The organism is Burkholderia sp. MSMB1072, from assembly GCF_001524725.1.
In the GTDB taxonomy this organism is placed as follows: domain Bacteria; phylum Pseudomonadota; class Gammaproteobacteria; order Burkholderiales; family Burkholderiaceae; genus Burkholderia.
In genome coordinates, this window is the sequence record NZ_LOYC01000025.1 from 25,835 (window position 1) to 48,037 (window position 22,203).

Sequence of the window (22,203 nt, forward strand, 5' to 3'; positions counted from 1 at the left end):
CCGCAACCGGGTGCGCTTCAGGCTGCCGCCGCGTGCGCGTGGCCGCCGACCATGCAGTGCTTGTGCTCGACGTGGTACGCGAATTCGTCCCAGTAGTGCTTGAGCATCCCGCGTACCGGCATCGCCGCCGCATCGCCGAGCGCACAGATCGTGCGGCCCATGATGTTCTCGGCCACCGAATTCAGCAGGTCCAGATCTTCCTGGCGCCCTTCGCCGTGCTCGATGCGGTTCACGACGCGATACAGCCAGCCGGTGCCTTCACGGCACGGCGTGCACTGGCCGCACGATTCCTCGTAGTAGAAGTACGACAGGCGCAGCAGCGAGCGCACCATGCAGCGCGTCTCGTCCATCACGATCACCGCGCCGGAGCCGAGCATCGAGCCCGCCTTCGCGATCGAATCGTAGTCGAGATCCGTCTGCATCATGATGTCGCCCGGGATCACCGGCGCCGACGACCCGCCCGGAATCACGGCCTTGATCTTCTTGCCGCCGCGCATCCCGCCGGCGAGCTCCATCAGCGTCGCGAACGGCGTGCCGAGCGGCACCTCGTAGTTGCCCGGACGCTCGACGTCGCCCGACACCGAGAAAATCTTCGTGCCGCCGTTGTTCGGCTTGCCGATCTCGAGATAATTCTGCGGCCCGATGGACAGCAGGAACGGCACCGCCGCGAACGTCTCGGTGTTGTTGATCGTGGTCGGCTTGCCGTACACGCCGAAGCTCGCCGGGAACGGCGGCTTGAAGCGCGGCTGGCCCTTCTTGCCTTCGAGCGACTCGAGCAGCGCCGTCTCTTCGCCGCAGATGTACGCGCCGTAACCGTGGTGCGCGTGCAGCTGGAACGAGAATTCCGAGCCCATGATGTTGTCGCCGAGGAACCCGGCCGCGCGCGCTTCATCGAGCGCGGCTTCGAAGCGTCGATACACTTCGAAGATTTCGCCGTGGATATAGTTGTAGCCGACGGTGATGCCCATCGCGTACGCGCCGATGGCCATGCCTTCGATCAGCGCGTGCGGGTTCCAGCGCAGGATGTCGCGATCCTTGAACGTGCCAGGCTCGCCTTCGTCCGAGTTGCAGACGAGGTACTTCTGCCCCGGGAACTGGCGCGGCATGAAGCTCCACTTCAGGCCGGTCGGGAAGCCCGCACCGCCGCGGCCGCGCAGGCCCGACGCCTTCACGTCGGCGATCACCTGCTCGGGCGGGATCTTTTCTTCGAGAATGCGGCGCAGCTGCTTGTAGCCACCGCGCGCAACGTAGTCTTCGAGATGCCAGTTCTCGCCGTTCAGACCAGCGAGGATCAGCGGTTTGATGTGACGGTCGTGGAGGGACGTCATTTCGAGAGCTCCTCAAGCAGCTGGTCGATCTTCTCGCGGCTCATGAAGCTGCACATTCTGTGATTGTTCACCAGCAGCACCGGCGCATCGCCGCACGAGCCCATGCATTCGCCTTCCTTCAGCGTGAACTTGCCGTCGGGCGTGGTCTCGCCGAAGTCGATGCCCAGCTTCTGTTTCAGGTAATCGGCAGCCGCTTCCGCGCCGCCGTGCGGGCCGAGCTGGCACGGCAGGTTCGTGCAGAGCGTGATCTTGTGCTTGCCGACCGGCTTGAGCTCGTACATCGTGTAGAACGTCGCGACTTCCTGCACGGCAACGGCCGGCATGCCGAGATAGTCCGCGACGAACTGCATCAGTTCGGGCGACAGCCAGCCATGCTCTTCCTGAGCAACGGCCAACGCCGACATCACGGCGGACTGTTTCTGATCGGCGGGATACTTCGTCAACGCGCGATCGATTTCCTTCAGGCCTTCAGCTGAGATCATTTTCAGACACGACTCTTTCAATTCCTACCGAACGAACAACCTGCCGCACATCGGGGTGCATGGACGGCAGACCTGGCGCTCACTCTGTTGACAGCTTGCGAAGCCGCGCCGGTTCGGCGCATACCGCATGTGACTTCGCATGTGACTGACTGCTCGCCGCCCGCGCTCGCGGGCGGCGCAACCATTAGCGATCGATTTCGCCGAACACGATGTCCTGCGTACCGATGATCGTGACGGCGTCGGCGATCATGTGACCGCGCGCCATTTCGTCGAGCGACGCCAGGTGCGCGAAACCCGGCGCGCGAATCTTGAGGCGATACGGCTTGTTGGCGCCGTCGGACACGAGGTAGATGCCGAACTCACCCTTCGGATGCTCGACCGCCGCGTACGCTTCGCCTTCCGGCACATGGAAACCTTCGGTGAAGAGCTTGAAGTGGTGAATCAAGTCTTCCATGTTGGTCTTCATGCCGACGCGCGACGGCGGGGCAACCTTGTGATTGTCCGTCATCACCGGGCCCGGATTCTTGCGGAGCCACTCAATACACTGTTTCGCGATACGGACCGACTGGCGCATTTCCTCGACGCGCACCAGATAGCGGTCGTAGCAATCGCCGTTCACACCGACCGGCACGTCGAAATCGATGCGATCGTACACTTCGTACGGTTGCTTCTTGCGCAGATCCCATGCGATACCCGAGCCGCGCAGCATCGGGCCGGTCAGGCCCATCTGCAACGCACGCTCCGGGCTCACGACGCCGATCCCGACCAGACGCTGTTTCCAGATCCGGTTGTCGGTCAGCAGCGTTTCGTATTCGTCGACGCACTTCGGGAAGCGCGTGAAGAAATCGTCGATGAAGTCGAGCACCGAGCCGCTGCGCGCTTCGTTCATCTTCGCGAGCGCCTTCTCGTTGCGAATCTTCGACGCCTTGTATTGCGGCATTGCGTCAGGCAGATCGCGATAGACGCCGCCCGGACGATAGTAGGCCGCGTGCATCCGGGCGCCGGACACCGCTTCGTACACGTCCATCAGGTCTTCGCGTTCGCGGAACGCGTACAGGAACACGGCCATCGCGCCGACGTCGAGCGCGTGCGCGCCGATCCACATCAGGTGGTTCAGCACGCGCGTGATTTCGTCGAACAGCACGCGGATGTACTGCGCGCGCTCCGGCACGTCGATGCCGAGCAGCTTTTCGATCGCGAGCACGTAGCCATGCTCGTTGACCATCATCGACACGTAGTCGAGACGGTCCATGTACGGCACGGACTGGATGAAGGTCTTGGATTCCGCGAGCTTTTCCGTCGCGCGGTGCAGCAGGCCGATGTGCGGATCGGCACGCTGGATGACTTCGCCGTCGAGCTCGAGCACGAGGCGCAGCACGCCGTGCGCTGCCGGGTGCTGCGGGCCGAAGTTGAGCGTGTAGTTTTTGATTTCTGCCATGACGCCCCCTTAATGTTTCAGACCGCCATAGCGATCCTCGCGGATCACGCGCGGCGTGATTTCGCGCGGCTCGATCGTCACCGGCTGGTACACAACCCGCTTCTCTTCCGGGTCGTAACGCATTTCGACGTAGCCCGACACCGGGAAGTCCTTGCGGAACGGGTGACCGATGAAGCCGTAGTCGGTGAGGATGCGGCGCAGGTCGGGGTGGCCTTCGAACACGATGCCGTACAGGTCGAACGCTTCTCGCTCGTACCAGTTCGCCGAGGTCCAGATGTCGACCAGCGACGCCACGATCGGCAGATCGTCGTCCGGCGCGAATACGCGCAGGCGCAGGCGCCAGTTGTTCGTGACCGACAGCAGGTGCGACACGGCCGCGAAGCGCGGACCGTCGTAGGCGCCATCGCCGAAGGTCTGGTAGTCGACGCCGCAGAGGTCGATCAGTTGCTCGAAACGGAGCTTCGGATCGTCGCGCAGCGCCTTTGCGACTTCGAGGTAATCGCTCGCCTTCACGACGAGCGTCAGTTCACCGATCGCTTCGGTGAGGCTCACCACGCGCGCGCCGAGCGCGGCTTCGAGGTTGGCCTTGAGGGTCTCGATTTTGCTTGCCATATTGAGGGGACGCTCGGGGCTTTATTGACGGGCGATGGTATTGGTGCGGCGGATCTTCGCCTGAAGCTGGATCACGCCGTAGACCAGCGCCTCGGCCGTGGGCGGACAGCCCGGCACGTAGACGTCGACCGGCACGATCCGGTCGCAGCCGCGGACCACCGAGTACGAGTAGTGGTAGTAACCACCGCCGTTCGCACACGACCCCATCGAGATCACCCAGCGCGGCTCGGCCATCTGGTCGTACACGCGGCGCAGCGCGGGCGCCATCTTGTTGCACAGCGTGCCGGCGACGATCATCACGTCCGACTGACGCGGACTCGGACGGAACACGACGCCGAACCGGTCCAGATCGTAACGGGCCGCGCCCGCATGCATCATCTCGACGGCGCAACACGCGAGCCCGAACGTCATCGGCCACAGCGAGCCGGTACGCGTCCAGTTGATCAGCTTGTCAGCCGTCGTGGTGACAAACCCTTCCTTCAAGACCCCTTCGATACTCATTTGCTTTCCACTCCAGACGAGCGACCGAGCGCGGCCGCCCATGCAAACCGGCGATTAACCCATCACTCCCAGTCGAGGCCGCCTTTCTTCCAGATATAGGCAAAGCCCAGCAGGAATTCGAGCAGAAAAATCATCATTGCGATGAAACCCGGCCAGCCGATGTCCCGGAGCGCGACGCCCCACGGAAACAGGAATGCGGTTTCGAGATCGAAGATGATGAACAGGATGGCGACGAGGTAATACCGTACGTCGAATTTCATCCGGGCGTCTTCAAAGGCTTCGAAGCCGCACTCGTACGGTGCGTTCTTCTCGACGTCCGGCTTGTTGGGACCAAGGAGCTTGCCGATGCTGACCAGCGCTATACCTAAACCAGTGCCCACGAGGAGGAACAACAAGACGGGGTAATAGGCTGCGAGGTTCAAGGCAATCCTCTATCGGTTGGTTCTGAGCGTCCGGAGAATACCACTTCCGGCGGAAGGAATCATTTCGGAGTGCAGGCGATCGCAAGACAACCGCAAGCACACCCCAGAAATGAAAAATGCCAGCCACTAGAAGCGGCTGGCATTGAGTAACTTTGGTGCCGACGGCGAGACTCGAACTCGCACAGCTTTCGCCACTACCCCCTCAAGATAGCGTGTCTACCAATTTCACCACGTCGGCACTGCATGCAACTCGGGTTGTGCTGCTTGTTCCCGCGAATCGCTTCAAGAATTAAATTCTAACCCGAGTTCCGGATTTGTTCAACGCACAACCGCAAAAAAATTAACTTTTTATTTCGGGACATCCTGGCCCGGTGCGCTTGCGGCCGAACCGGCGGCGGCAGACGCCGCGACGGCCGGCGTCGATGCTGCCGGAGCCGATGCCGGCGCGGTCACCGCCGTGCCGAGCACGCCCGCCGACGGCGTCGACTTGTACGAACCGAGGTACGTCAGCGCGAGCGTCGCGACGAAGAAAATCGCCGCGAGAATGGCCGTCGTGCGCGACAGGAAGTTCGCCGAGCCCGTCGCGCCGAACAGGCTGCCCGACGCGCCGCTGCCGAATGCGGCGCCCATGTCGGCGCCCTTGCCGTGCTGCAGCAGCACGAGCCCAATCACACCGAGTGCAGACAGCACCTGCACCACAATAATCAGCGTCTTGAATAACAGCATCACACCCACCCGATTGGATCAAGCGACCGGACCGACCGGCCGCCGTCATGGTTCAATTCGATCTCGGACCGCTCAACGCGCAGCCCGGCAGATCGCCAGAAAATCTTCCGCCTTCAGCGACGCGCCGCCGATCAGGCCGCCGTCGATGTCCGGCTGCGCGAACAGCTCTTCCGCGTTGTCCGGCTTCACGCTGCCGCCGTACAGCACGGACACGCCCTCCGCACCCTTTGCCGCGAGACGCGCACGCAGGAACGCGTGCACGTCCTGTGCCTGCGCCGACGTCGCGCTCTTGCCCGTGCCGATCGCCCAGACCGGCTCGTACGCGACGACGATGCGGGCGGCTTCGTCAGCCGTCAGCACGGCCAGCACCGCGTCGAGCTGCGCACCGACGACCTGCTCGGTCGCACCCGACTCGCGCTCGTCGAGCGTCTCGCCGACACACACGACAGGCGTGAGGCCGGCCGCGAGCGCGCGTTGCGTCTTCGCCGCGACCGTCTCGCTGCTTTCGCCGTGATACGCGCGACGCTCCGAATGGCCGACGATCGCATATTGCGCGCCGAACTCCGCCACCATCGCAGCCGCCACCTCGCCGGTGAACGCGCCTTGCTCGTGCGCGGACACGTCCTGCGCACCGAACGCGACACGGCCGCCGCCGAGCTGCGCCTGAACCTGCGCGAGATACGGGAACGGCACGCACACGCCGATCGACGTTTCAGCCGCCACCGCGCCCGCACCCTGCACCACTTCGCTCAGCAGCGCCTGGTTGCCGGCCAGCCGGCCATGCATCTTCCAGTTGCCGATCACTCGCTTTGTTCGTTGTTTCGACATCGTGTCTGTCTCGTCACTATCTTGTCATTAACGTGCCGGAACCCGGCCGTCAGGTTGGATCTGGCGAAGCAAACCCGCGATTTTACTGCGCGCGGCTTGAACCGGTCAAACCGCGTATGTCAAGCCCGCCGCGCGGGCCGTCATGCGTTCGCGCCCCAATCAAGCACGATCTTGCCGATGTGCTCGCCGCTCTCCATCAGCGCATGCGCCTGCGCAGCCTCGCCGGCCGGTAGCACACGATAGATCACGGGCTTGATGCGACCGTCGGCCAGCAGCGGCCACACGCGCGCCTTCAGCTGCGCGGCGATGCGCGCCTTGAACTCGACCGGGCGCGGGCGCAACGTCGAGCCCGTCACCGTCAACCGGCGCCGCAGGATCTCGTTCAGGTTGACCTCGGCCTTCGCGCCGCCGAGCAGCGCGATCAGCACGAGACGGCCGCCGTCCGCGAGCGCGGACAGCTCGCGCGGCACGTACGAGCCCGCCACCATGTCGAGGATCACGTCGACGCCGCGATCGTGCGTCAGCGACTTCACGACTTCGACGAAGTCTTCCGTCTTGTAGTCGATCGCGCGCTCGGCGCCGAGCGCCTCGCACGCACGGCACTTGTCGGCGGTGCCTGCCGTCGCGAACACGCGAAAGCCGAGCGCATGCGCGATCTGGATCGCCGTGACGCCGATGCCGCTCGAGCCGCCCTGCACGAGCAGCGTCTCCTGTTCGCCGCCCTCGCCCGCGCCGAGCTGCGCACGGTCGAACACGTTGCTCCACACGGTGAAGAACGTTTCGGGCAACGATGCGGCCTCGATATCGGTGAGGCCGTCGGGCACCGGCAGGCACTGCGGCAGCGGCGCGACCGCGTATTCGGCATAGCCGCCGCCCGCGAGCAGCGCGCACACGCGATCGCCGAGCTTCAGGCCGAACGGATTCAGCGCCGCATCGGACAAATCGCCGCCGACGATCTCGCCCGCGACCTCGAGGCCCGGCAGATCCGACGCACCCGGCGGCGGCGCATAGGCGCCCTTGCGCTGGAACACGTCGGGCCGGTTCACGCCGGAAGCCGCCACCTTGATCAACACCTCGCCGCGCTTCGGTTCGGGCCGCGGACGCTCCGCGAGCTTCAGCACGTCGGGGGCGCCGAATTCGGTGATTTCGATGGCTTTCATGGTGAGAGTCGCTCCAGGATCGGAATCGGATGGCACGCCCATGCGCACGGCGCGGGCGCCTGGCCGGCGCTGCTGCGCCGCACAACGATGCTACAGAAAAAACGGCCGGCACGCTTTCGCACTGCCGGCCGTTGGTCCGCCTGTCCGCTTACTGCTGCGGCGGCGTATCCGACTGCGCTGCCGCCGCTGCTTCATTCAGCAGCGCCTTGGCCGACAGACGCACGCGACCCTTCTCGTCCGTCTGGATCACCTTGACCTTCACCTGCTGGCCTTCCTTCAGGTAGTCGTTGATGTCCTTCACGCGCTCGTTGACGATTTCCGAGATGTGCAGCAGGCCGTCCTTGCCCGGCAGCAGGTTCACGATCGCGCCGAAATCGAGCAGCTTGAGCACCGTGCCTTCGTACACCTGGCCGACTTCGATTTCAGCCGTGATTTGCTCGATGCGCTTCTTCGCTTCGGCCATGCCGTCGCTGCTCGTGCTCGCGATCGTCACGACGCCGTCGTCCGAGATGTCGATGGTCGTGCCCGTTTCTTCCGTCAGCGCGCGAATCACCGAACCGCCCTTGCCGATCACGTCGCGAATCTTTTCCGGGTTGATCTTGATCGTGATCATGCGCGGCGCGAATTCCGACAGTTGCGTGTTCGCACCCGACACCGCCGAGGTCATCTTGCCGAGGATGTGCATGCGGCCTTCCTTCGCCTGCGCGAGCGCGACCTGCATGATTTCCTTCGTGATGCCCTGGATCTTGATGTCCATCTGCAGCGCCGTCACGCCCTGCTCCGTGCCGGCCACCTTGAAGTCCATGTCGCCGAGGTGATCTTCGTCGCCGAGGATGTCGGTCAGCACCGCGAACTTGTTGCCTTCGAGGATCAGGCCCATCGCGATACCCGCGACGTGCGCCTTCATCGGCACGCCGGCGTCCATCAGCGCGAGGCAGCCGCCGCACACCGACGCCATCGACGACGAACCGTTCGACTCGGTGATTTCCGACACGACGCGGATCGAGTAGCCGAATTCGTCGGCGCTCGGCAGGCACTTGACCAGCGCGCGCTTCGCGAGGCGGCCGTGGCCGATTTCGCGGCGCTTCGGCGAGCCGACGCGGCCCGTTTCGCCGGTCGCGAACGGGGGCATGTTGTAGTGAAGCATGAAGCGCTCGCGGTATTCGCCTTCGAGCGCGTCGATGATCTGCTCGTCACCCTTGGTGCCGAGCGTCGCGACGACCAGCGCCTGCGTCTCGCCGCGCGTGAACAGCGCCGAGCCGTGGGTACGCGGCAGCACGCCGGTGCGGATCTCGATCGGGCGCACGGTGCGCGTGTCGCGGCCGTCGATGCGCGGCTCGCCGTTCAGGATCTGCGAGCGGACGATCTTCGCTTCGATGTCGAACAGCACGTTGCCGACCGTGGCCTTGTCGGCCGCGACCGTACCGGCCGCCAGCGCCTCTTCCTCGAGCTTCGCCGACGTCGCCGCGTAGACTTCCTTCAGCTTCGCCGAACGCGCCTGCTTGTCGCGGAGCTGGTAAGCGGCGAGCAGATCGTTCTGCGCCAGCTCGGTCACGCGTGCGATCAGCGCCTCGTTCTTCGGCGCCGGCTGCCAGTCCCACTCGGGCTTGCCGCCGTCGCGGACCAGGTCGTGGATCGCGTCGATCGCGACCTGCATCTGCTCGTGGCCGAACACCACGGCGCCCAGCATCACGTCTTCCGACAGTTGATCGGCTTCCGATTCGACCATCAGCACGGCGCGCTCCGTACCCGCGACGACGAGGTCGAGGCGCGATGCCTTGAGCTGCTCACGCGTCGGGTTCAGCACGTACGCGTTGTCGATGTACGCCACGCGCGCGGCGCCGACCGGGCCGTTGAACGGCAGGCCCGACACGGCGAGCGCAGCCGATGCGCCGATCAGCGCGGGGATGTCCGCCGGGATTTCCGGGTTCACGGACAGCACGTGGATCACGACCTGGACTTCGTTGTAGAAGCCTTCCGGGAACAGCGGGCGCAGCGGACGGTCGATCAGGCGCGACGTCAGCGTCTCGTGTTCCGACGGACGGCCTTCGCGGCGGAAGAAGCCGCCCGGGATCTTGCCGGCCGAGTAGGTCTTCTCGAGATAGTCGACGGTCAACGGGAAGAAATCCTGGCCCGGCTTCGCCGACTTCGCGCCGACGACGGTTGCCAGCACGACGGTGTCTTCGACGTCGACGATCACGGCGCCGCTCGCCTGGCGGGCGACTTCACCGGTTTCGAGGCGCACCTTGTGCTGGCCCCATTGGAATTCCTTCACGACCTTGTTGAACATGGACATGGTTGCTCCTTTGTATTCATGCATTTCGTTCGCCGCGCCGGCGATCCCGCGCGGCGGCGTCCCGACCGAATCACCCGGAGCAAGGTGTGTTTTTTATGCCATTCCAGCGCGGCGCTCATGCAGCGACGCGCTGGAATGACACAAATCCCGCCCCGGTATCGGTCGTGGCGGCGGCCCCGCACGAACGTGCCGGACAGCCTGCGATGCGTGTGACGCTACGCACCGCGCAAAAACAAAATGCCTGTATCAGCGGACTGACACAGGCATCTTGCTGGCGGCAATCGCCTCGATTACTTACGCAGACCCAGCTTCTCGATCAGTGCGCGGTAACGGTCGGCATCCTTGCCCTTGAGGTAGTCGAGCAGCTTGCGGCGGCGGCTCACCATGCGCAGCAGGCCGCGGCGGCTGTGGTGATCCTTCGCATGGGTCTTGAAGTGACCCGTCAGTTCGACGATACGTGCGGTCAGCAGTGCGACCTGGACTTCGGGCGACCCCGTGTCGTTGGTACCGCGGGCGAACTGAGCAACGACTTCCGACTTCTTGATATCTGCAACAGACATGTGATTTCCTTTCTAACTGAACAGGCGGACACGGAAGAATGGCCGTGCCGTGATTTACAACCGGCGCGCATTGTAGCACAACTCGGTGCCGTTCTTACCGCCTCCTGTCACGGGCGCGTCATCGAGCACGTCGACGGCATCTCCGTACGCGGCGCCGGCACCGCGAGCACCGTCCGGAAGCCGTAGCCCGACCCTTCGTTGTCGAAGCGCACGCCCGGCGTACCGGCCTTGTCCATTTCCATCACGTAAAGGGGTTGGATCAGTTGGTGATCCTGCGCGCGCATCCGCGACGCGTGAAAGCCGTCGTCGAACGACAGGCCCTCGAGCGCACGCGCAACTGCGACCGGGTCGGCCGAACCCGCGCTGGTCATCGCGGCGGCCAGCATTTCGATCATCTGGCTCATCCGCCGCACCGGATAGTCGTCCTGCGCGGCCGGGAAACGGGCCCGGAACGCACGGTAGAACGCGTCGGAGCCGACGCCGCCCGCGTTCGGGTGCCAGTCCGCAACGGCCACGACATGCCCTACGCCCGCGTCGCCCAAGGCTGCCGGCGCGCCGAGGCTGTTGCCGTAGAACGTATAGAACTTCGCATCGAGCCCCTGTTCGCGCGCCGCCTTCACGAGCAACGTGAGGTCGTTGCCCCAGTTGCCGGTCACGACGGCGTCCGCGCCGCTCGCGCGGATCTTCGCGATATACGGCGAGAAATCCTTGATCCGGCCGATCGGGTGAAATTCGTCGCCGGCGATCGTCACGTCCGGGCGTCGCGCGGCCAGCGCCTGCCGCGCGAGGGCGCTGACGTCGTGGCCGAAGCTGTAGTCCTGGTTCAACAGATAGACCTTGCGCAGCGCGCGATCGCGCGCCATCACGTCCGCGAGCGCGGCCATCCGCATGCCGGCATGCGCGTCGAAGCGGAAATGCCAGAAACTGCAGCGCGCGCCCGTCAGCGCCGGATCGTCGGCCGAATAATTCAGGAACAGCATCCGGCGGTCCGGATCGCGCGCGTTCAGCTTGTCGAGCGCCGCAACGAGCGCGGCCGCGACGGCCGAGCTGTTGCCCTGCGCGACGAAGCCGATACGGCGGTCGGCGGCCGCGCGCAATTGCACGAGCGCCTCCTCCGGGCTGCCCTTGCTGTCGAGCACCACGAGTTCGAGCCGGTGCGCGCCGTCGCGCAGCTTCACGCCGCCCGCCGCATTGACCTGCTCGACGCCGAAGCGCAGGTTGCGCTCGACCGCGGCGCCCGCGTTCGCGAACGGGCCCGACATCCCTTCGATCAGCGCGATCCGCACCGGCTCGCCACCGGCAAATGCGGACGACATCAGCATCCACCCCGCGCTCCACGCGAGCGCGCATCGCTTCCACCCCTGCATCGGCCACCTGCCCTTCAATCTGCCCGAGAAGCGCGGATCATAGGCTCCCGCACCCGCCGCCCGCAAGCGCGGCGGTGCGCGATCCGCACCGATTTTTTCCGCGCGATGCGCGATCGCGCGCCGTCCGTGATAAAACGGGGCTTGTTTCCGTGTTCTGGAGAAATCCGATGCGCATTCGCATTCCTGCGCGCCTGCCGGTGCTGGCCGCCTGCGCCGCCGCGCTGCTGGCCGGTTGCGCGCAACCGTGGCAGCAATACCAGGCCGGCCAGGACGAATCGGCGATCGTCGCGCGCATGGGGCCGCCGCGCGAGATCTACGACCTGCCCGGCGGCGGCAAGCGCCTGATGTGGCCGACTCAGCCGATGGGCGAGATCACGGTCGCGGCCGACGTCGATACAGCCCACCGGATCGTCAACGTGCGCCAGGTGCTGCAGCCGAGCGAGTTCTATCGCGCGGAAATCGGCAAGTGGACGAAGACCGACGTCCTCGTCAATTTCGGACGCCCGGTCGAGACCTCCTACTTCCCGCTGATGAAGCGCGAGGTCTGGACGTACCGGTATCTGGAGGACAACGTCTGGTACATGATGTACAGCTTCTACTTCGATCCGCAGGGCATCCTGCGCACCACGCAGAAAACGCCGGACCCGCTGCACGACCCCGATCGCCGCAACCTGTTCTGACCGATTGCACATTTACGCGCAATTATCGCAATGGCCATTCACGAATTATTGCTGAATGGCCATTTCATTTTTTCCGTCGCCTTATTTGATTTAACGAATAAGACGGAAAACTTTTCCGATCGATGACATTGCGATGGCAATACGCTGAACACCCCGTCATGCGGGCCGTGGCGCGTAAACAGGCATGGGCAGTGCATGTCATGCGTCGGGCTGGTGCATGCAATGCACTACGCCCAATCAATTTGAAACAATTTGTTTCAACTCACCCGGACTGCTAGGGCATACCCCTAATATCACCGAAACCAAACCTTTCAATTTAGAAAGAATGCCATTGCGCCATTTCGTTCGGTATTTATTTGCCTTTATCGGAAAGGAGTCCTCATGAATCGCCCCAAGAGCATGCTGGTTGCCAACATTGCCTGGGCCCGCGAGACGCGCGAACACACGCCCGGCTTCTTCGACGCGCTCGCGCGCGGCCAGAACCCGCGCGTGCTGTGGATCGGCTGCGCCGACAGCCGCGTGCCGGCCGAAACCATCACGCACTGCGCACCCGGCGAGCTGTTCGTCCATCGCAACATCGCGAACCTGTTCCACCCCGACGACGACAATTCCGCCAGCGTGCTCGAGTACGCGGTGCGAGTGCTGAAGGTCGATCACGTGATCGTATGCGGCCATTACGGGTGCGGCGGGGTCCGCGCGTCGCTGCTGCCGCCGCCCGCCGACCTGCCGCACGTCGCGCGCCGCATCGCGCCGCTCTGCGCGCTCGCGCGGCGTCATCGCGACGCGCTCGACGGGCTCGACGACCTGGCCGCCGCCGACCGCCTCGCCGAGCTGAACGTGCTCGAACAGGTGCGGCTGCTGCGCGCGTCGCCGATCGTACGCGGCCGCGAACGGCCGCCGCTCGTGCACGGCTGGATCTTTTCGCTCGCCGACGGGCGCCTGAAGGAGCTCGATTCCGGCTACACGGCGCCGCCGGCCGAAGCCGAAGCCGAAGCCGAGCCTGCCGCGGCCGCCGCGCTCGGCTGATCCGCGCCCCGTCCTCCATGCCAACGAAACCACTCCCAACCATGAAACTGAACGAGCGCCTATCCACCCTGCCGCGCGACATCGTCGCCGGCATCGTCGTTTTCCTCGTCGCGCTGCCGCTCTGTCTGGGCATCGCCAACGCCTCAGGCGTCGAGCCGTTCGCCGGGCTCGTGTCGGGCATCGTCGGCGGCATCGTCGTCGCGCTGCTGAGCGGCTCGTCGCTGTCCGTCAGCGGGCCGGCCGCCGGCCTCGTCGTGATCGTCGTCGAAGGGATCGCGCAACTCGGCAGCTTCTCCGCGTTCCTGCTCGCGGTGCTGCTGTCCGGCGTGCTCCAGTTCGGCTTCGGCATGCTGCGCGCGGGCCGCTTCGCCGCCTATGTGCCGTCGCCCGTCATCAAGGGCATGCTCGCCGCGATCGGCCTGCTGCTGATCGTGAAGCAGATTCCGTTCGCATTCGGCATTGGCGGCCAGGCCGCGCAATCGTTTGCGAACTGGCCGGGCCTGCCTGTCGCATGGGCCGCCACGGCCATCGCGCTCGTTTCGCTCGCGCTGCTCGTGGCGTGGGACACCCCCGCGCTGCGCCGCTTCGCGCTGGTGCGCTCGGTGCCCGCGCCGCTCGCGGTGGTCGTGCTCGGCATCGGCGCGACACTCGTGCTGGGTGTCGTCGCGCCCGCGGTCGCGCCGGGCGCCGCCCATCGCGTCACGCTGCCCGAACTCGGATCGTTCGCCGCCTTCGCCGCATCGCTCAAGCACGCGGAGCTCGGCCAGAACTTCGCGCAGCTCGTCAATCCGGACGTATGGCGCGTCGCGATCACGCTTGCGGTCGTCGCCAGCCTCGAGACGCTGCTGAGCCTCGAGGCGGTCGAGCAGCTCGACCCCAAGCGCCGGCCGGTGCAACCCGATCGCGAACTGAAGGCCCAGGGCGTCGGCAACCTCGTCGCGGGTGCGGTCGGCGGCCTGCCGATCACGTCGGTGATCGTGCGCAGCTCGGTGAACGTCAACGCGGGCGCGCAAAGCCGGATGTCGGCGATCATCCACGGAGTGCTGCTGCTCGCCAGCGTGTTCGCACTCACCGGGCTGATCAACCTGATCCCGCTCGCGAGCCTGGCCGCGATCCTGATCCATACGGGCTTCAAGCTGGCGAAGCCGGCGCTGTTCCGCTCGGTGATGAAACAGGGGCCGGCCGCGTTCGTGCCGTTCGCCGCGACGATCGCCGGCGTGCTGACGGTCGACCTGCTGTTCGGTATCGCGCTCGGTCTCGCGTGCAGCGTGCTGGCCGTCGCCGTCGCGAACCTGAAGAGCCCCGTCACGCTCGCGCAGCACGACGACCACTTCCTGCTGTCGTTCCGCAAGGACGTGTCGTTTCTCGGCAAGGTGCAAGTCAAGCACCACCTGCGGCACATTCCGGACCGGGCGGCGGTGATCATCGACGCGACGCGCGCCGACTACATCGATCACGACGTGCTCGAACTGCTGGATGCGTTCGTCGCCGATGCGCCGCGGCGCGGGATCGCGGTCGAGTTCCGCCGGCGCCATCCCGCGCCACGCGCGGCTGCGCGCCGCTGGCTGTTCCGTGCGCCGGCCGCCGAATGAGCGGCCGATAAAAAACGCCCCGGCGGCACAGGGCCGCACGGGGCGTTTCGGGGGCGCGTCACGCGCGGCGCTTACGAGCGCTGCGGGTTGACCTTGTCGTCCTTCGAATGCAGCTTGTTCAGCGCCGAAATATATGCCTTCGCGGACGCGGCGACGATATCCGGATCGGTACCGACGCCGTTGACGATCCGCCCGCTCTTCGACAGACGGACGGTCACTTCGCCCTGCGCCTGCGTGCCGGTCGTGATCGCGTTCACCGAGTACAGCAGCAGCTCGGACCCGCTGCCGACTTCGCCTTCGATCGCATTGAACGTCGCATCGACCGGACCGTTGCCGCGCGCCTCGCCGGTCACTTCCTTGCCTTCGACCGCGAATACGACCTTCGCCTGCGGCTGCTCGCCCGTTTCCGAACGCTGCGACAGCGACACGAACTTGAAGTGCTCCTGCTCCTGCGCGAGCGCCGATTCCTCGGACACGATCGCGATGATGTCCTCGTCGAAGATCTCCGCCTTGCGGTCGGCCAGATCCTTGAAGCGCATGAACGCGGCATTCAATTCGGCTTCGCTGTCGAGCGATACGCCAAGCTCCTGCAGGCGCTGCTTGAACGCGTTGCGGCCCGACAGCTTGCCGAGCACGATCTTGTTCGCGGTCCAGCCCACGTCTTCCGCACGCATGATCTCATACGTGTCGCGCGCCTTGAGCACGCCGTCCTGGTGAATGCCCGACGCGTGCGCGAATGCATTCGCGCCGACCACCGCCTTGTTCGGCTGCACGACGAAGCCGGTGATCTGCGACACGAGCTTCGACGTCGGCACGATCTGCGACGTGTCGATACCGACGTCGAGACCGAAGTAGTCCTTGCGCGTCTTCACCGCCATCACGATTTCTTCGAGCGACGTGTTGCCCGCGCGCTCGCCGAGACCGTTGATCGTGCACTCGACCTGACGCGCGCCGCCGATCTTCACGCCGGCGAGCGAATTCGCGACCGCCATCCCGAGGTCGTTATGGCAGTGCACCGAGAAGATCGCCTTGTCCGAGTTCGGAATGCGCTCGCGCAGCGTCTTCACGAGGTTGCCGTAGAGCTCCGGCACACCGTAGCCGACCGTGTCGGCGATGTTGATCGTCGTCGCGCCTTCGGCGATCACGGCTTCCAGCACGCGGCACAGGAAATCCATGTCCGAACGGCTGCCGTCTTCCGGCGAGAACTCGACGTTGTCGGTGAACTTGCGCGCGAAACGCACCGCGAGGCGCGCCTGCTCGAACACCTGATCGGGCGTCATCCGCAGCTTCTTTTCCATGTGCAGCGGCGACGTCGCGATGAACGTGTGGATCCGGAAGCTGTTGGCCGGCTTCAGTGCGTCGGCCGCGCGCTGGATGTCCTTGTCGTTGGCCCGCGCCAGCGAGCAGATCGTGCTGTCCTTCACGAGACCGGCGATCGTGTGGATCGCGTCGAAATCGCCGTTCGAGCTGGCGGCGAAGCCGGCCTCGATCACGTCGACCTTCATCCGCTCGAGGTGCTTCGCGATGCGGATTTTCTCTTCCTTCGTCATCGACGCACCGGGCGATTGCTCGCCGTCACGCAACGTCGTATCGAAAATGATCAGCTTGTCTGTCATGGGGGCTCCAGGGCTCTTTTATACGGAAGTCAAACGTAACGAGATCGCGCCACCGCTGGCGACGTTCAACAACAGACGAGGCTTGAGACGGAGGGCGAGAACGGTCAGCGCGGCAGGCGCGCCAAAGCTAGCGCGCGTAGCGGCGCACCGGCTAGAAGGAGGGAGAGGTGGGGAAAAGCAGTCATGCCGAAGACTATAGCGACATTCCGTTGGCCGCGCAATCGGACGGCACCCGGGAATCGACGTGGCCGGGCTCGAAAAAGGGCCAAATAAAAACGGCGGCCCCGAGGCCGCCGCTTCCGGGCAAATCGCAGCGTCGGCGTCAGTGATCGCGCTGCGACGAGCGCGCCGGATTCGCGCGCCCGCGGACGGCCGTGTAGGCCCAGAACACATAGCCGGACAACCCGTACAGCACGAACAGGCAGAACAGCATCAGCGGCGGATCGGACGACACGAGCACGAACGCGACGACGACGAGCAGGATCGCCGCGAACGGCACGCGGTGCCGCACGTCGAGCGCCTTGCCGCTGTAGAACGGCGCGTTCGACACCATCGTCACGCCCGCGTAGATCGTCAGCACGAAGGCGACCCACGGCAGCCAGCCGAGCTTCATCGGCACGCGGTTGTCGGTCGCGAGCCATACGAAGCCCGCGATCAGCGCGGCGGCGGCCGGGCTCGGCAGCCCCTGGAAAAAGCGCTTGTCGACCACGCCGATGTTCGTGTTGAAGCGCGCGAGACGCAGCGCAGCGCCCGAGCAATAGACGAACGCGGCGAGCCAGCCCCAGCGGCCGAGATCCTTCAGTACCCACTCGTACATCACGAGCGCGGGCGCCACGCCGAACGACACCATGTCCGACAGGCTGTCGAACTGCTCGCCGAACGCGCTCTGCGTATGCGTCATGCGCGCCACGCGCCCGTCCATCCCGTCGAGCACCATCGCGACGAAAATCGCGATCGCGGCGATCTCGAAGCGCACGTTCATCGCCTGCACGACCGCGAAGAAGCCGCAGAACAGCGCGGCGGTCGTAAATGCGTTCGGCAGCAGATAGATGCCGCGCGTCTTCAGGAACCGCTGGCGCGCGGCACGGCGGCTTTCGAGCGGCGCCTGATCGGGCGCCATCACCTTGTTGCGGCGGAACGGGCGTGGCGTCTGGCTGGAGCCGTTGCGCGGCCGACGCGGTTTGAATGCGGCCATCGTGCGCCCCGCCCCTTACTGCTCGAGCTCGGCGAGGATCGTCGACGACGCGTAGACCTTCTCGCCGATCGACACCTTCGCGCGGCTGCCGAGCGGCAGATACACGTCGACGCGCGAACCGAAGCGGATGAAACCGTAGCGCTGGCCGCGCGACAGCGGCTCGCCGGCACGGACGTAGCAGAGGATCCGGCGCGCGATCAGGCCGGCGATCTGCACGGACGTGACGGTCTTGCCGCTCGCCGTCTGGATCACGACCGCGTTGCGCTCGTTCTCGGTCGACGCCTTGTCGATCGCCGCGTTCAGGAACGCGCCCGGGAAATACTCGACCTTGCTGATCGCGCCATCGACCGGCGAACGCTGCGAATGGACATTGAAGACATTCATGAACACGCTGATCTTCAGCGCTTCGCGGTTCGCGTACGGATCCTGCGCGGTCTCGACCGCGACGATGCGGCCGTCTGCCGGGCACAGCACCGCGTTCGGCTGCGCCGGGATCGGGCGCTGCGGATCACGGAAGAACTGGACGACGAAGACGAGCAGCAGCCAGAACGGCCACGCGAAGCCGAAGCCCCCGACGGCATGGATCAACAGCGCGATGACGGCTGCAATCGCGATGAACGGCCAGCCTTCGCGCGCGATGATCGGATGAGGATAGTTCATGGATTCGTTCTGTGTTCGGTGAATTGCAAAGCCCGTAGCATAACAAAAGCCGCCCGGGGCACTGCTGCCTTCGGACGGCTTTTTGATGCCGGCCCTTCGCTCGAAGGGCCGGAACAGCACGTGGTGCTTAGTTCTTCGTCTGGTCGACGAGCTTGTTCTTCGCGATCCACGGCATCATCGCACGCAGCTTCGCGCCGACCTGCTCGATCTGGTGCTCGGCCGTCAGGCGGCGGCGCGACTGCAGCGTCGGCGCGCCTGCCTTGTTTTCGAGAATGAAGCTCTTCGCGTACTCGCCCGTCTGGATGTCGGTCAGGCACTGCTTCATCGCCTTCTTCGTCTCTTCCGTGACGACGCGCGGGCCGGTCACGTACTCGCCGTACTCGGCGTTGTTCGAGATCGAGTAGTTCATGTTCGCGATGCCGCCTTCGTAGATCAGGTCGACGATCAGCTTCAGTTCGTGCAGGCACTCGAAGTACGCCATTTCCGGCGCGTAGCCGGCTTCGACCAGCGTCTCGAAACCCGCCTTGATCAGCTCGACGGTACCGCCGCACAGCACGGCCTGCTCGCCGAACAGGTCGGTTTCAGTTTCTTCACGGAAGTTCGTCTCGATGATGCCGGCACGGCCGCCGCCGTTCGCCGCCGCATACGACAGCGCGATGTCGCGTGCCGCGCCCGACTTGTTCTGCGCAACCGCGATCAGGTGCGGCACGCCGCCGCCTTGTGCATACGTGCCGCGCACGGTGTGGCCCGGGGCCTTCGGCGCGATCATGATCACGTCGAGGTCGGCGCGCGGGATCACCTGGCCGTAGTGGACGTTGAAGCCGTGCGCGAATGCCAGCGCCGCGCCCTGCTTGATGTTCGCGTGCACTTCCTTCGCGTACACGTCGGCGATCTGCTCGTCCGGCAGCAGCATCATCACGACGTCCGCGCCCTTCACCGCTTCCGCGACTTCCTTCACTGCGAGACCGGCGTTCTCGGCCTTGCTCCACGACGCGCCGCCCTTGCGAAGGCCGACCGTCACGTTCACGCCGCTGTCCTTCAGGTTCAGTGCGTGCGCATGGCCTTGCGAGCCGTAGCCGATGATCGTGACTTGCTTGCCCTTGATGAGGGAGAGGTCGGCGTCTTTGTCGTAGAAAACGTTCATGATGGTTCCTTCGCTAATTCAAAAATTCAACAATTCGTTCGGATGGGGTACTGCGGGCCGGGACATGACGGCGCACCCGGCGTGCCTTCTTGCAATATCGGCATCACACCTTCAGGATGCGCTCGCCGCGTCCGATGCCGGAGCTGCCGGTCCGCACGGTCTCGAGGATCGCGGTGGCGTCCAGCCCCTGGATGAATGCGTCGAGCTTGTCGCTCGCGCCCGTCAATTCGATCGTGTAGGTCTTCTCGGTCACGTCGATGATGCGGCCGCGGAAAATGTCCGACATCCGCTTCATTTCTTCGCGCTCCTTGCCCACTGCACGTACCTTGATCAGCATCAGCTCGCGTTCGATGTGTGCACCGTCGGTCAGGTCCACCACTTTCACCACCTCGATCAGGCGGTTCAGATGCTTCGTGATCTGTTCGATCACGTCGTCCGAGCCAATGGAAACGATGGTCAGCCGCGACAGCGATTGGTCTTCGGTCGGCGCCACCGTCAAGGTTTCGATGTTGTAGCCGCGTGCGGAAAAGAGACCGACCACGCGCGACAGCGCGCCCGGTTCGTTTTCCAGCAGGACGGAAATGATGTGTCTCATGTTCGCTTCTTCCAGAATGTGTCCGTGTCGATTCACTCGCGCCGCGCGCCGTCGCGTGCCGCGCCGCCCTTCGTGAAGGCGGCCGCATCGCGCGCTGCGCGCGTCGCGCCGTTACAGATCTTCCGATCCGAGCAGCATCTCGGTGATGCCCTTGCCGGCCTGTACCATCGGCCAGACGTTTTCGGTCGGATCGGTCTGGAAGTCGAGAAACACGGTGCGGTCCTTCAGGCGCAGCGCTTCCTTCAGCGCCGGCTCCACATCCGAAGTCTTTTCGATCCGCATGCCGACATGGCCGTACGCTTCGGCGAGCTTCACGAAATCGGGCAGCGCATCCATGTACGAATGCGAATAGCGCTTGCTGTATTCGATCTGCTGCCACTGGCGGACCATGCCGAGGTAGCGGTTGTTCAGCGAAATGATCTTCACGGGCGTGTCGTACTGCAGGCAGGTCGACAGTTCCTGGATGCACATCTGGATCGAGCCTTCGCCCGTGATGCACAGCACGTCGTCGTCCGGATGGGCCATCTTGACGCCCATCGCCGCCGGCAGGCCGAAGCCCATCGTGCCGAGGCCGCCGGAGTTGATCCAGCGACGCGGCTTGTTGAAACGGTAGAACTGCGCGGCCCACATCTGGTGCTGGCCGACGTCCGAGCACACGAACGCGTTGCCGTCCGTCAGCTCCCACGCCTTCTCGACCACGTATTGCGGCTTGATGATCTCGCTTTCGCGGTCGTACTTCAGGCAGTCCTTCGCACGCCAGCTCTCGATGTCCTTCCACCATTGCGCGAGCGCTTCGGTGTCGGGGCCGTGCTCGGCCGTCTGCAGTTGCTCGATCAGCTCCTTCAGCACTTCCTTCACGTCGCCGACGATCGGGATGTCGACCTTCACGCGCTTCGAGATCGACGACGGGTCGATGTCGATATGGATGATCTTGCGCGGACGCGACGCGAAGTGGGCCGGATCGCCGATCACGCGGTCGTCGAAGCGCGCGCCGATCGCGATCAGCACGTCGCAGTGCTGCATCGCCATGTTCGCTTCGTAGGTGCCGTGCATGCCGAGCATGCCGAGGAATTTCCTGTCCGACGCGCGATAGCCGCCGAGGCCCATCAGCGTGTTCGTGACCGGGTAGCCGAGCAGGTCCGCGAACTGGTTCAGTTCACGCGACGCGTCGGCGAGGATGATGCCGCCACCCGTGTAGATGTACGGGCGCTTCGCCGTCAGCAACAGCGACACGGCCTTGCGGATCTGGCCCGAATGGCCCTTCGTGACGGGGTTGTACGAACGCAGCGACACGCTCTTGATCGGCTCGTACTGACACGGCGTCTTCGAGATGTCCTTCGGGATGTCGATCAGCACCGGGCCCGGACGGCCGGTGCGGGCGATGTAGAACGCCTTCTTGACGGTTTCCGCGAGGTCGCGCACGTCCTTCACGAGGAAGTTGTGCTTCACGCAGGGACGCGTGATGCCGACGGTGTCGCACTCCTGGAATGCGTCCTGACCGATCGCGGCCGTCGGCACCTGGCCGCTGATCACGACCATCGGGATCGAATCCATGTACGCCGTTGCGATGCCGGTCACCGCGTTGGTGACACCGGGGCCCGACGTCACGAGGCAGACGCCGACATTGCCGGTGGAGCGCGCATACGCATCGGCTGCGTGCACGGCCGCCTGTTCGTGGCGCACCAGCACGTGCTGAATCTTGTCCTGCTTGTACAGCTCGTCGTAAATGTAGAGAACCGAGCCGCCGGGATAGCCCCAGATGAATTCGACGTTTTCGTCGGCCAGTGCCTTCATGAGCACGGTACCGCCGATGGAGTCGCTATCGGGAGGGGAAAGGGGTTCCGACGTGGAGAATTCCGCGCTGGGCATGTTCATGTTGACCTTTCGAATTTTCGGCAAAAAATTGATCGGGTGCTCTCTGCCGGGCTTGTGGCTCGGGTTCAAGCGGCGCGTCTAGTTTGAAGGGCGGGCTTCT

General features: G+C 64.8%; 21 protein-coding genes and 1 tRNA gene. 3 read left to right on the plus strand and 19 right to left on the minus strand.

All coding sequences use genetic code 11. The annotated features are described in order from the left end of the window. Positions 1–17: 17 nt before the first annotated feature. From nuoF to WS89_RS12635, 13 genes are all read right to left on the minus strand, one after another. Entirely contained in the window at positions 18–1,328 is a 1,311-nt protein-coding gene (gene nuoF, locus WS89_RS12575; RefSeq protein ID WP_006478267.1) for an NADH-quinone oxidoreductase subunit NuoF, read from the minus strand. Next, on the minus strand, positions 1,325–1,810 hold the full coding sequence (gene nuoE, locus WS89_RS12580) for an NADH-quinone oxidoreductase subunit NuoE (RefSeq protein ID WP_059499244.1): 486 nt from the start codon (positions 1,808–1,810) through the stop codon (positions 1,325–1,327). Before nuoE ends, nuoF begins: the two co-directional genes overlap by 4 nt. Positions 1,811–1,994: 184 nt before the next feature. After that, on the minus strand, positions 1,995–3,248 hold the full coding sequence (locus tag WS89_RS12585) for an NADH-quinone oxidoreductase subunit D (RefSeq protein ID WP_059499243.1): 1,254 nt from the start codon (positions 3,246–3,248) through the stop codon (positions 1,995–1,997). 9 nt (positions 3,249–3,257) lie between these two features. Continuing rightward, positions 3,258–3,860, minus strand: a complete 603-nt coding sequence (locus tag WS89_RS12590; RefSeq protein WP_059791274.1) for an NADH-quinone oxidoreductase subunit C — start codon at positions 3,858–3,860, stop codon at positions 3,258–3,260. Between the two features lie 21 nt (positions 3,861–3,881). Next, positions 3,882–4,361, minus strand: a complete 480-nt coding sequence (locus tag WS89_RS12595) for a NuoB/complex I 20 kDa subunit family protein (protein WP_006398799.1) — start codon at positions 4,359–4,361, stop codon at positions 3,882–3,884. Between the two features lie 62 nt (positions 4,362–4,423). Further along, positions 4,424–4,783: an NADH-quinone oxidoreductase subunit A gene (locus WS89_RS12600; RefSeq protein ID WP_006398798.1), complete on the minus strand. Its 360-nt coding sequence runs from the start codon at positions 4,781–4,783 to the stop codon at positions 4,424–4,426. 153 nt (positions 4,784–4,936) lie between these two features. Further along, positions 4,937–5,021 (minus strand) — tRNA-Leu (locus WS89_RS12605). A gap of 110 nt (positions 5,022–5,131) precedes the next feature. Further along, a complete protein-coding gene (gene secG / locus WS89_RS12610; RefSeq protein WP_059499242.1) occupies positions 5,132–5,509 on the minus strand; it encodes a preprotein translocase subunit SecG in 378 nt (125 codons plus the stop codon). Positions 5,510–5,581: 72 nt separating this feature from the next. Then, the gene (gene tpiA / locus WS89_RS12615) at positions 5,582–6,337 is read right to left on the minus strand and encodes a triose-phosphate isomerase (RefSeq protein WP_059499241.1); all 756 of its coding nucleotides are present in this window, start codon (positions 6,335–6,337) and stop codon (positions 5,582–5,584) included. 140 nt (positions 6,338–6,477) lie between these two features. After that, positions 6,478–7,497, minus strand: coding sequence for an NAD(P)H-quinone oxidoreductase (locus tag WS89_RS12620; protein WP_059499240.1), 1,020 nt, complete (start codon positions 7,495–7,497; stop codon positions 6,478–6,480). A gap of 148 nt (positions 7,498–7,645) precedes the next feature. Continuing rightward, positions 7,646–9,793: a polyribonucleotide nucleotidyltransferase gene (pnp, locus tag WS89_RS12625; RefSeq protein ID WP_059499239.1), complete on the minus strand. Its 2,148-nt coding sequence runs from the start codon at positions 9,791–9,793 to the stop codon at positions 7,646–7,648. 290 nt (positions 9,794–10,083) lie between these two features. After that, positions 10,084–10,353 (minus strand): 30S ribosomal protein S15, encoded by a 270-nt coding sequence (gene rpsO / locus WS89_RS12630; protein ID WP_006398792.1) that lies wholly within the window; start codon positions 10,351–10,353, stop codon positions 10,084–10,086. A gap of 107 nt (positions 10,354–10,460) precedes the next feature. Continuing rightward, entirely contained in the window at positions 10,461–11,720 is a 1,260-nt protein-coding gene (locus WS89_RS12635; protein WP_059791279.1) for a branched-chain amino acid ABC transporter substrate-binding protein, read from the minus strand. A 167-nt stretch (positions 11,721–11,887) separates the two neighbouring features. On the opposite strand from WS89_RS12635, the gene WS89_RS12640 reads away from it, so the two are divergent. From WS89_RS12640 to WS89_RS12650, 3 genes are all read left to right on the plus strand, one after another. Beyond that, entirely contained in the window at positions 11,888–12,400 is a 513-nt protein-coding gene (locus WS89_RS12640) for a hypothetical protein (RefSeq protein WP_059791281.1), read from the plus strand. Between the two features lie 381 nt (positions 12,401–12,781). Further along, positions 12,782–13,426 (plus strand): carbonic anhydrase, encoded by a 645-nt coding sequence (locus WS89_RS34925; RefSeq protein WP_059791283.1) that lies wholly within the window; start codon positions 12,782–12,784, stop codon positions 13,424–13,426. Between the two features lie 41 nt (positions 13,427–13,467). Beyond that, positions 13,468–15,018, plus strand: a complete 1,551-nt coding sequence (locus tag WS89_RS12650) for a SulP family inorganic anion transporter (RefSeq protein ID WP_059499236.1) — start codon at positions 13,468–13,470, stop codon at positions 15,016–15,018. 71 nt (positions 15,019–15,089) lie between these two features. Here WS89_RS12650 and WS89_RS12655 read toward each other — a convergent pair whose 3' ends face one another. From WS89_RS12655 to WS89_RS12680, 6 genes are all read right to left on the minus strand, one after another. Beyond that, on the minus strand, positions 15,090–16,634 hold the full coding sequence (locus tag WS89_RS12655) for a 2-isopropylmalate synthase (RefSeq protein WP_034207975.1): 1,545 nt from the start codon (positions 16,632–16,634) through the stop codon (positions 15,090–15,092). Between the two features lie 322 nt (positions 16,635–16,956). Beyond that, entirely contained in the window at positions 16,957–17,829 is an 873-nt protein-coding gene (gene pssA, locus WS89_RS12660) for a CDP-diacylglycerol--serine O-phosphatidyltransferase (RefSeq protein ID WP_059499235.1), read from the minus strand. Between the two features lie 15 nt (positions 17,830–17,844). Continuing rightward, positions 17,845–18,489, minus strand: coding sequence for a phosphatidylserine decarboxylase (locus WS89_RS12665; RefSeq protein WP_006491035.1), 645 nt, complete (start codon positions 18,487–18,489; stop codon positions 17,845–17,847). Between the two features lie 127 nt (positions 18,490–18,616). Then, positions 18,617–19,633 carry a ketol-acid reductoisomerase gene (gene ilvC / locus WS89_RS12670; RefSeq protein ID WP_059791285.1) on the minus strand — a complete coding sequence of 339 codons (1,017 nt, stop codon included), beginning with the start codon at positions 19,631–19,633 and terminating at the stop codon, positions 18,617–18,619. A 103-nt stretch (positions 19,634–19,736) separates the two neighbouring features. Continuing rightward, a complete protein-coding gene (ilvN, locus tag WS89_RS12675) occupies positions 19,737–20,228 on the minus strand; it encodes an acetolactate synthase small subunit (RefSeq protein WP_034207977.1) in 492 nt (163 codons plus the stop codon). A 111-nt stretch (positions 20,229–20,339) separates the two neighbouring features. After that, positions 20,340–22,103 (minus strand): acetolactate synthase 3 catalytic subunit, encoded by a 1,764-nt coding sequence (locus tag WS89_RS12680; RefSeq protein WP_059499233.1) that lies wholly within the window; start codon positions 22,101–22,103, stop codon positions 20,340–20,342. Positions 22,104–22,203: the final 100 nt, after the last annotated feature.

Bases quoted from the DNA above. Each gene is read 5' to 3' on its own strand.
- pssA (WP_059499235.1), bottom strand. From the start codon at position 17,829: ATGGCCGCATTCAAACCGCGTCGGCCGCGCAACGGCTCCAGCCAGACG.
- WS89_RS12585 (WP_059499243.1), bottom strand. From the start codon at position 3,248: ATGGCAGAAATCAAAAACTACACGCTCAACTTCGGCCCGCAGCACCCG.
- WS89_RS12640 (WP_059791281.1), top strand. From the start codon at position 11,888: ATGCGCATTCGCATTCCTGCGCGCCTGCCGGTGCTGGCCGCCTGCGCC.
- WS89_RS12655 (WP_034207975.1), bottom strand. From the start codon at position 16,634: ATGACAGACAAGCTGATCATTTTCGATACGACGTTGCGTGACGGCGAG.
- secG (WP_059499242.1), bottom strand. From the start codon at position 5,509: ATGCTGTTATTCAAGACGCTGATTATTGTGGTGCAGGTGCTGTCTGCA.
- ilvC (WP_059791285.1), bottom strand. From the start codon at position 19,633: ATGAACGTTTTCTACGACAAAGACGCCGACCTCTCCCTCATCAAGGGC.
- WS89_RS12635 (WP_059791279.1), bottom strand. From the start codon at position 11,720: ATGCAGGGGTGGAAGCGATGCGCGCTCGCGTGGAGCGCGGGGTGGATG.
- nuoF (WP_006478267.1), bottom strand. From the start codon at position 1,328: ATGACGTCCCTCCACGACCGTCACATCAAACCGCTGATCCTCGCTGGT.
- WS89_RS12620 (WP_059499240.1), bottom strand. From the start codon at position 7,497: ATGAAAGCCATCGAAATCACCGAATTCGGCGCCCCCGACGTGCTGAAG.
- tpiA (WP_059499241.1), bottom strand. From the start codon at position 6,337: ATGTCGAAACAACGAACAAAGCGAGTGATCGGCAACTGGAAGATGCAT.
- WS89_RS12595 (WP_006398799.1), bottom strand. From the start codon at position 4,361: ATGAGTATCGAAGGGGTCTTGAAGGAAGGGTTTGTCACCACGACGGCT.
- WS89_RS12680 (WP_059499233.1), bottom strand. From the start codon at position 22,103: ATGAACATGCCCAGCGCGGAATTCTCCACGTCGGAACCCCTTTCCCCT.
- WS89_RS12650 (WP_059499236.1), top strand. From the start codon at position 13,468: ATGAAACTGAACGAGCGCCTATCCACCCTGCCGCGCGACATCGTCGCC.
- nuoE (WP_059499244.1), bottom strand. From the start codon at position 1,810: ATGATCTCAGCTGAAGGCCTGAAGGAAATCGATCGCGCGTTGACGAAG.
- WS89_RS12590 (WP_059791274.1), bottom strand. From the start codon at position 3,860: ATGGCAAGCAAAATCGAGACCCTCAAGGCCAACCTCGAAGCCGCGCTC.
- rpsO (WP_006398792.1), bottom strand. From the start codon at position 10,353: ATGTCTGTTGCAGATATCAAGAAGTCGGAAGTCGTTGCTCAGTTCGCC.
- WS89_RS34925 (WP_059791283.1), top strand. From the start codon at position 12,782: ATGAATCGCCCCAAGAGCATGCTGGTTGCCAACATTGCCTGGGCCCGC.
- pnp (WP_059499239.1), bottom strand. From the start codon at position 9,793: ATGTCCATGTTCAACAAGGTCGTGAAGGAATTCCAATGGGGCCAGCAC.
- ilvN (WP_034207977.1), bottom strand. From the start codon at position 20,228: ATGAGACACATCATTTCCGTCCTGCTGGAAAACGAACCGGGCGCGCTG.
- WS89_RS12665 (WP_006491035.1), bottom strand. From the start codon at position 18,489: ATGAACTATCCTCATCCGATCATCGCGCGCGAAGGCTGGCCGTTCATC.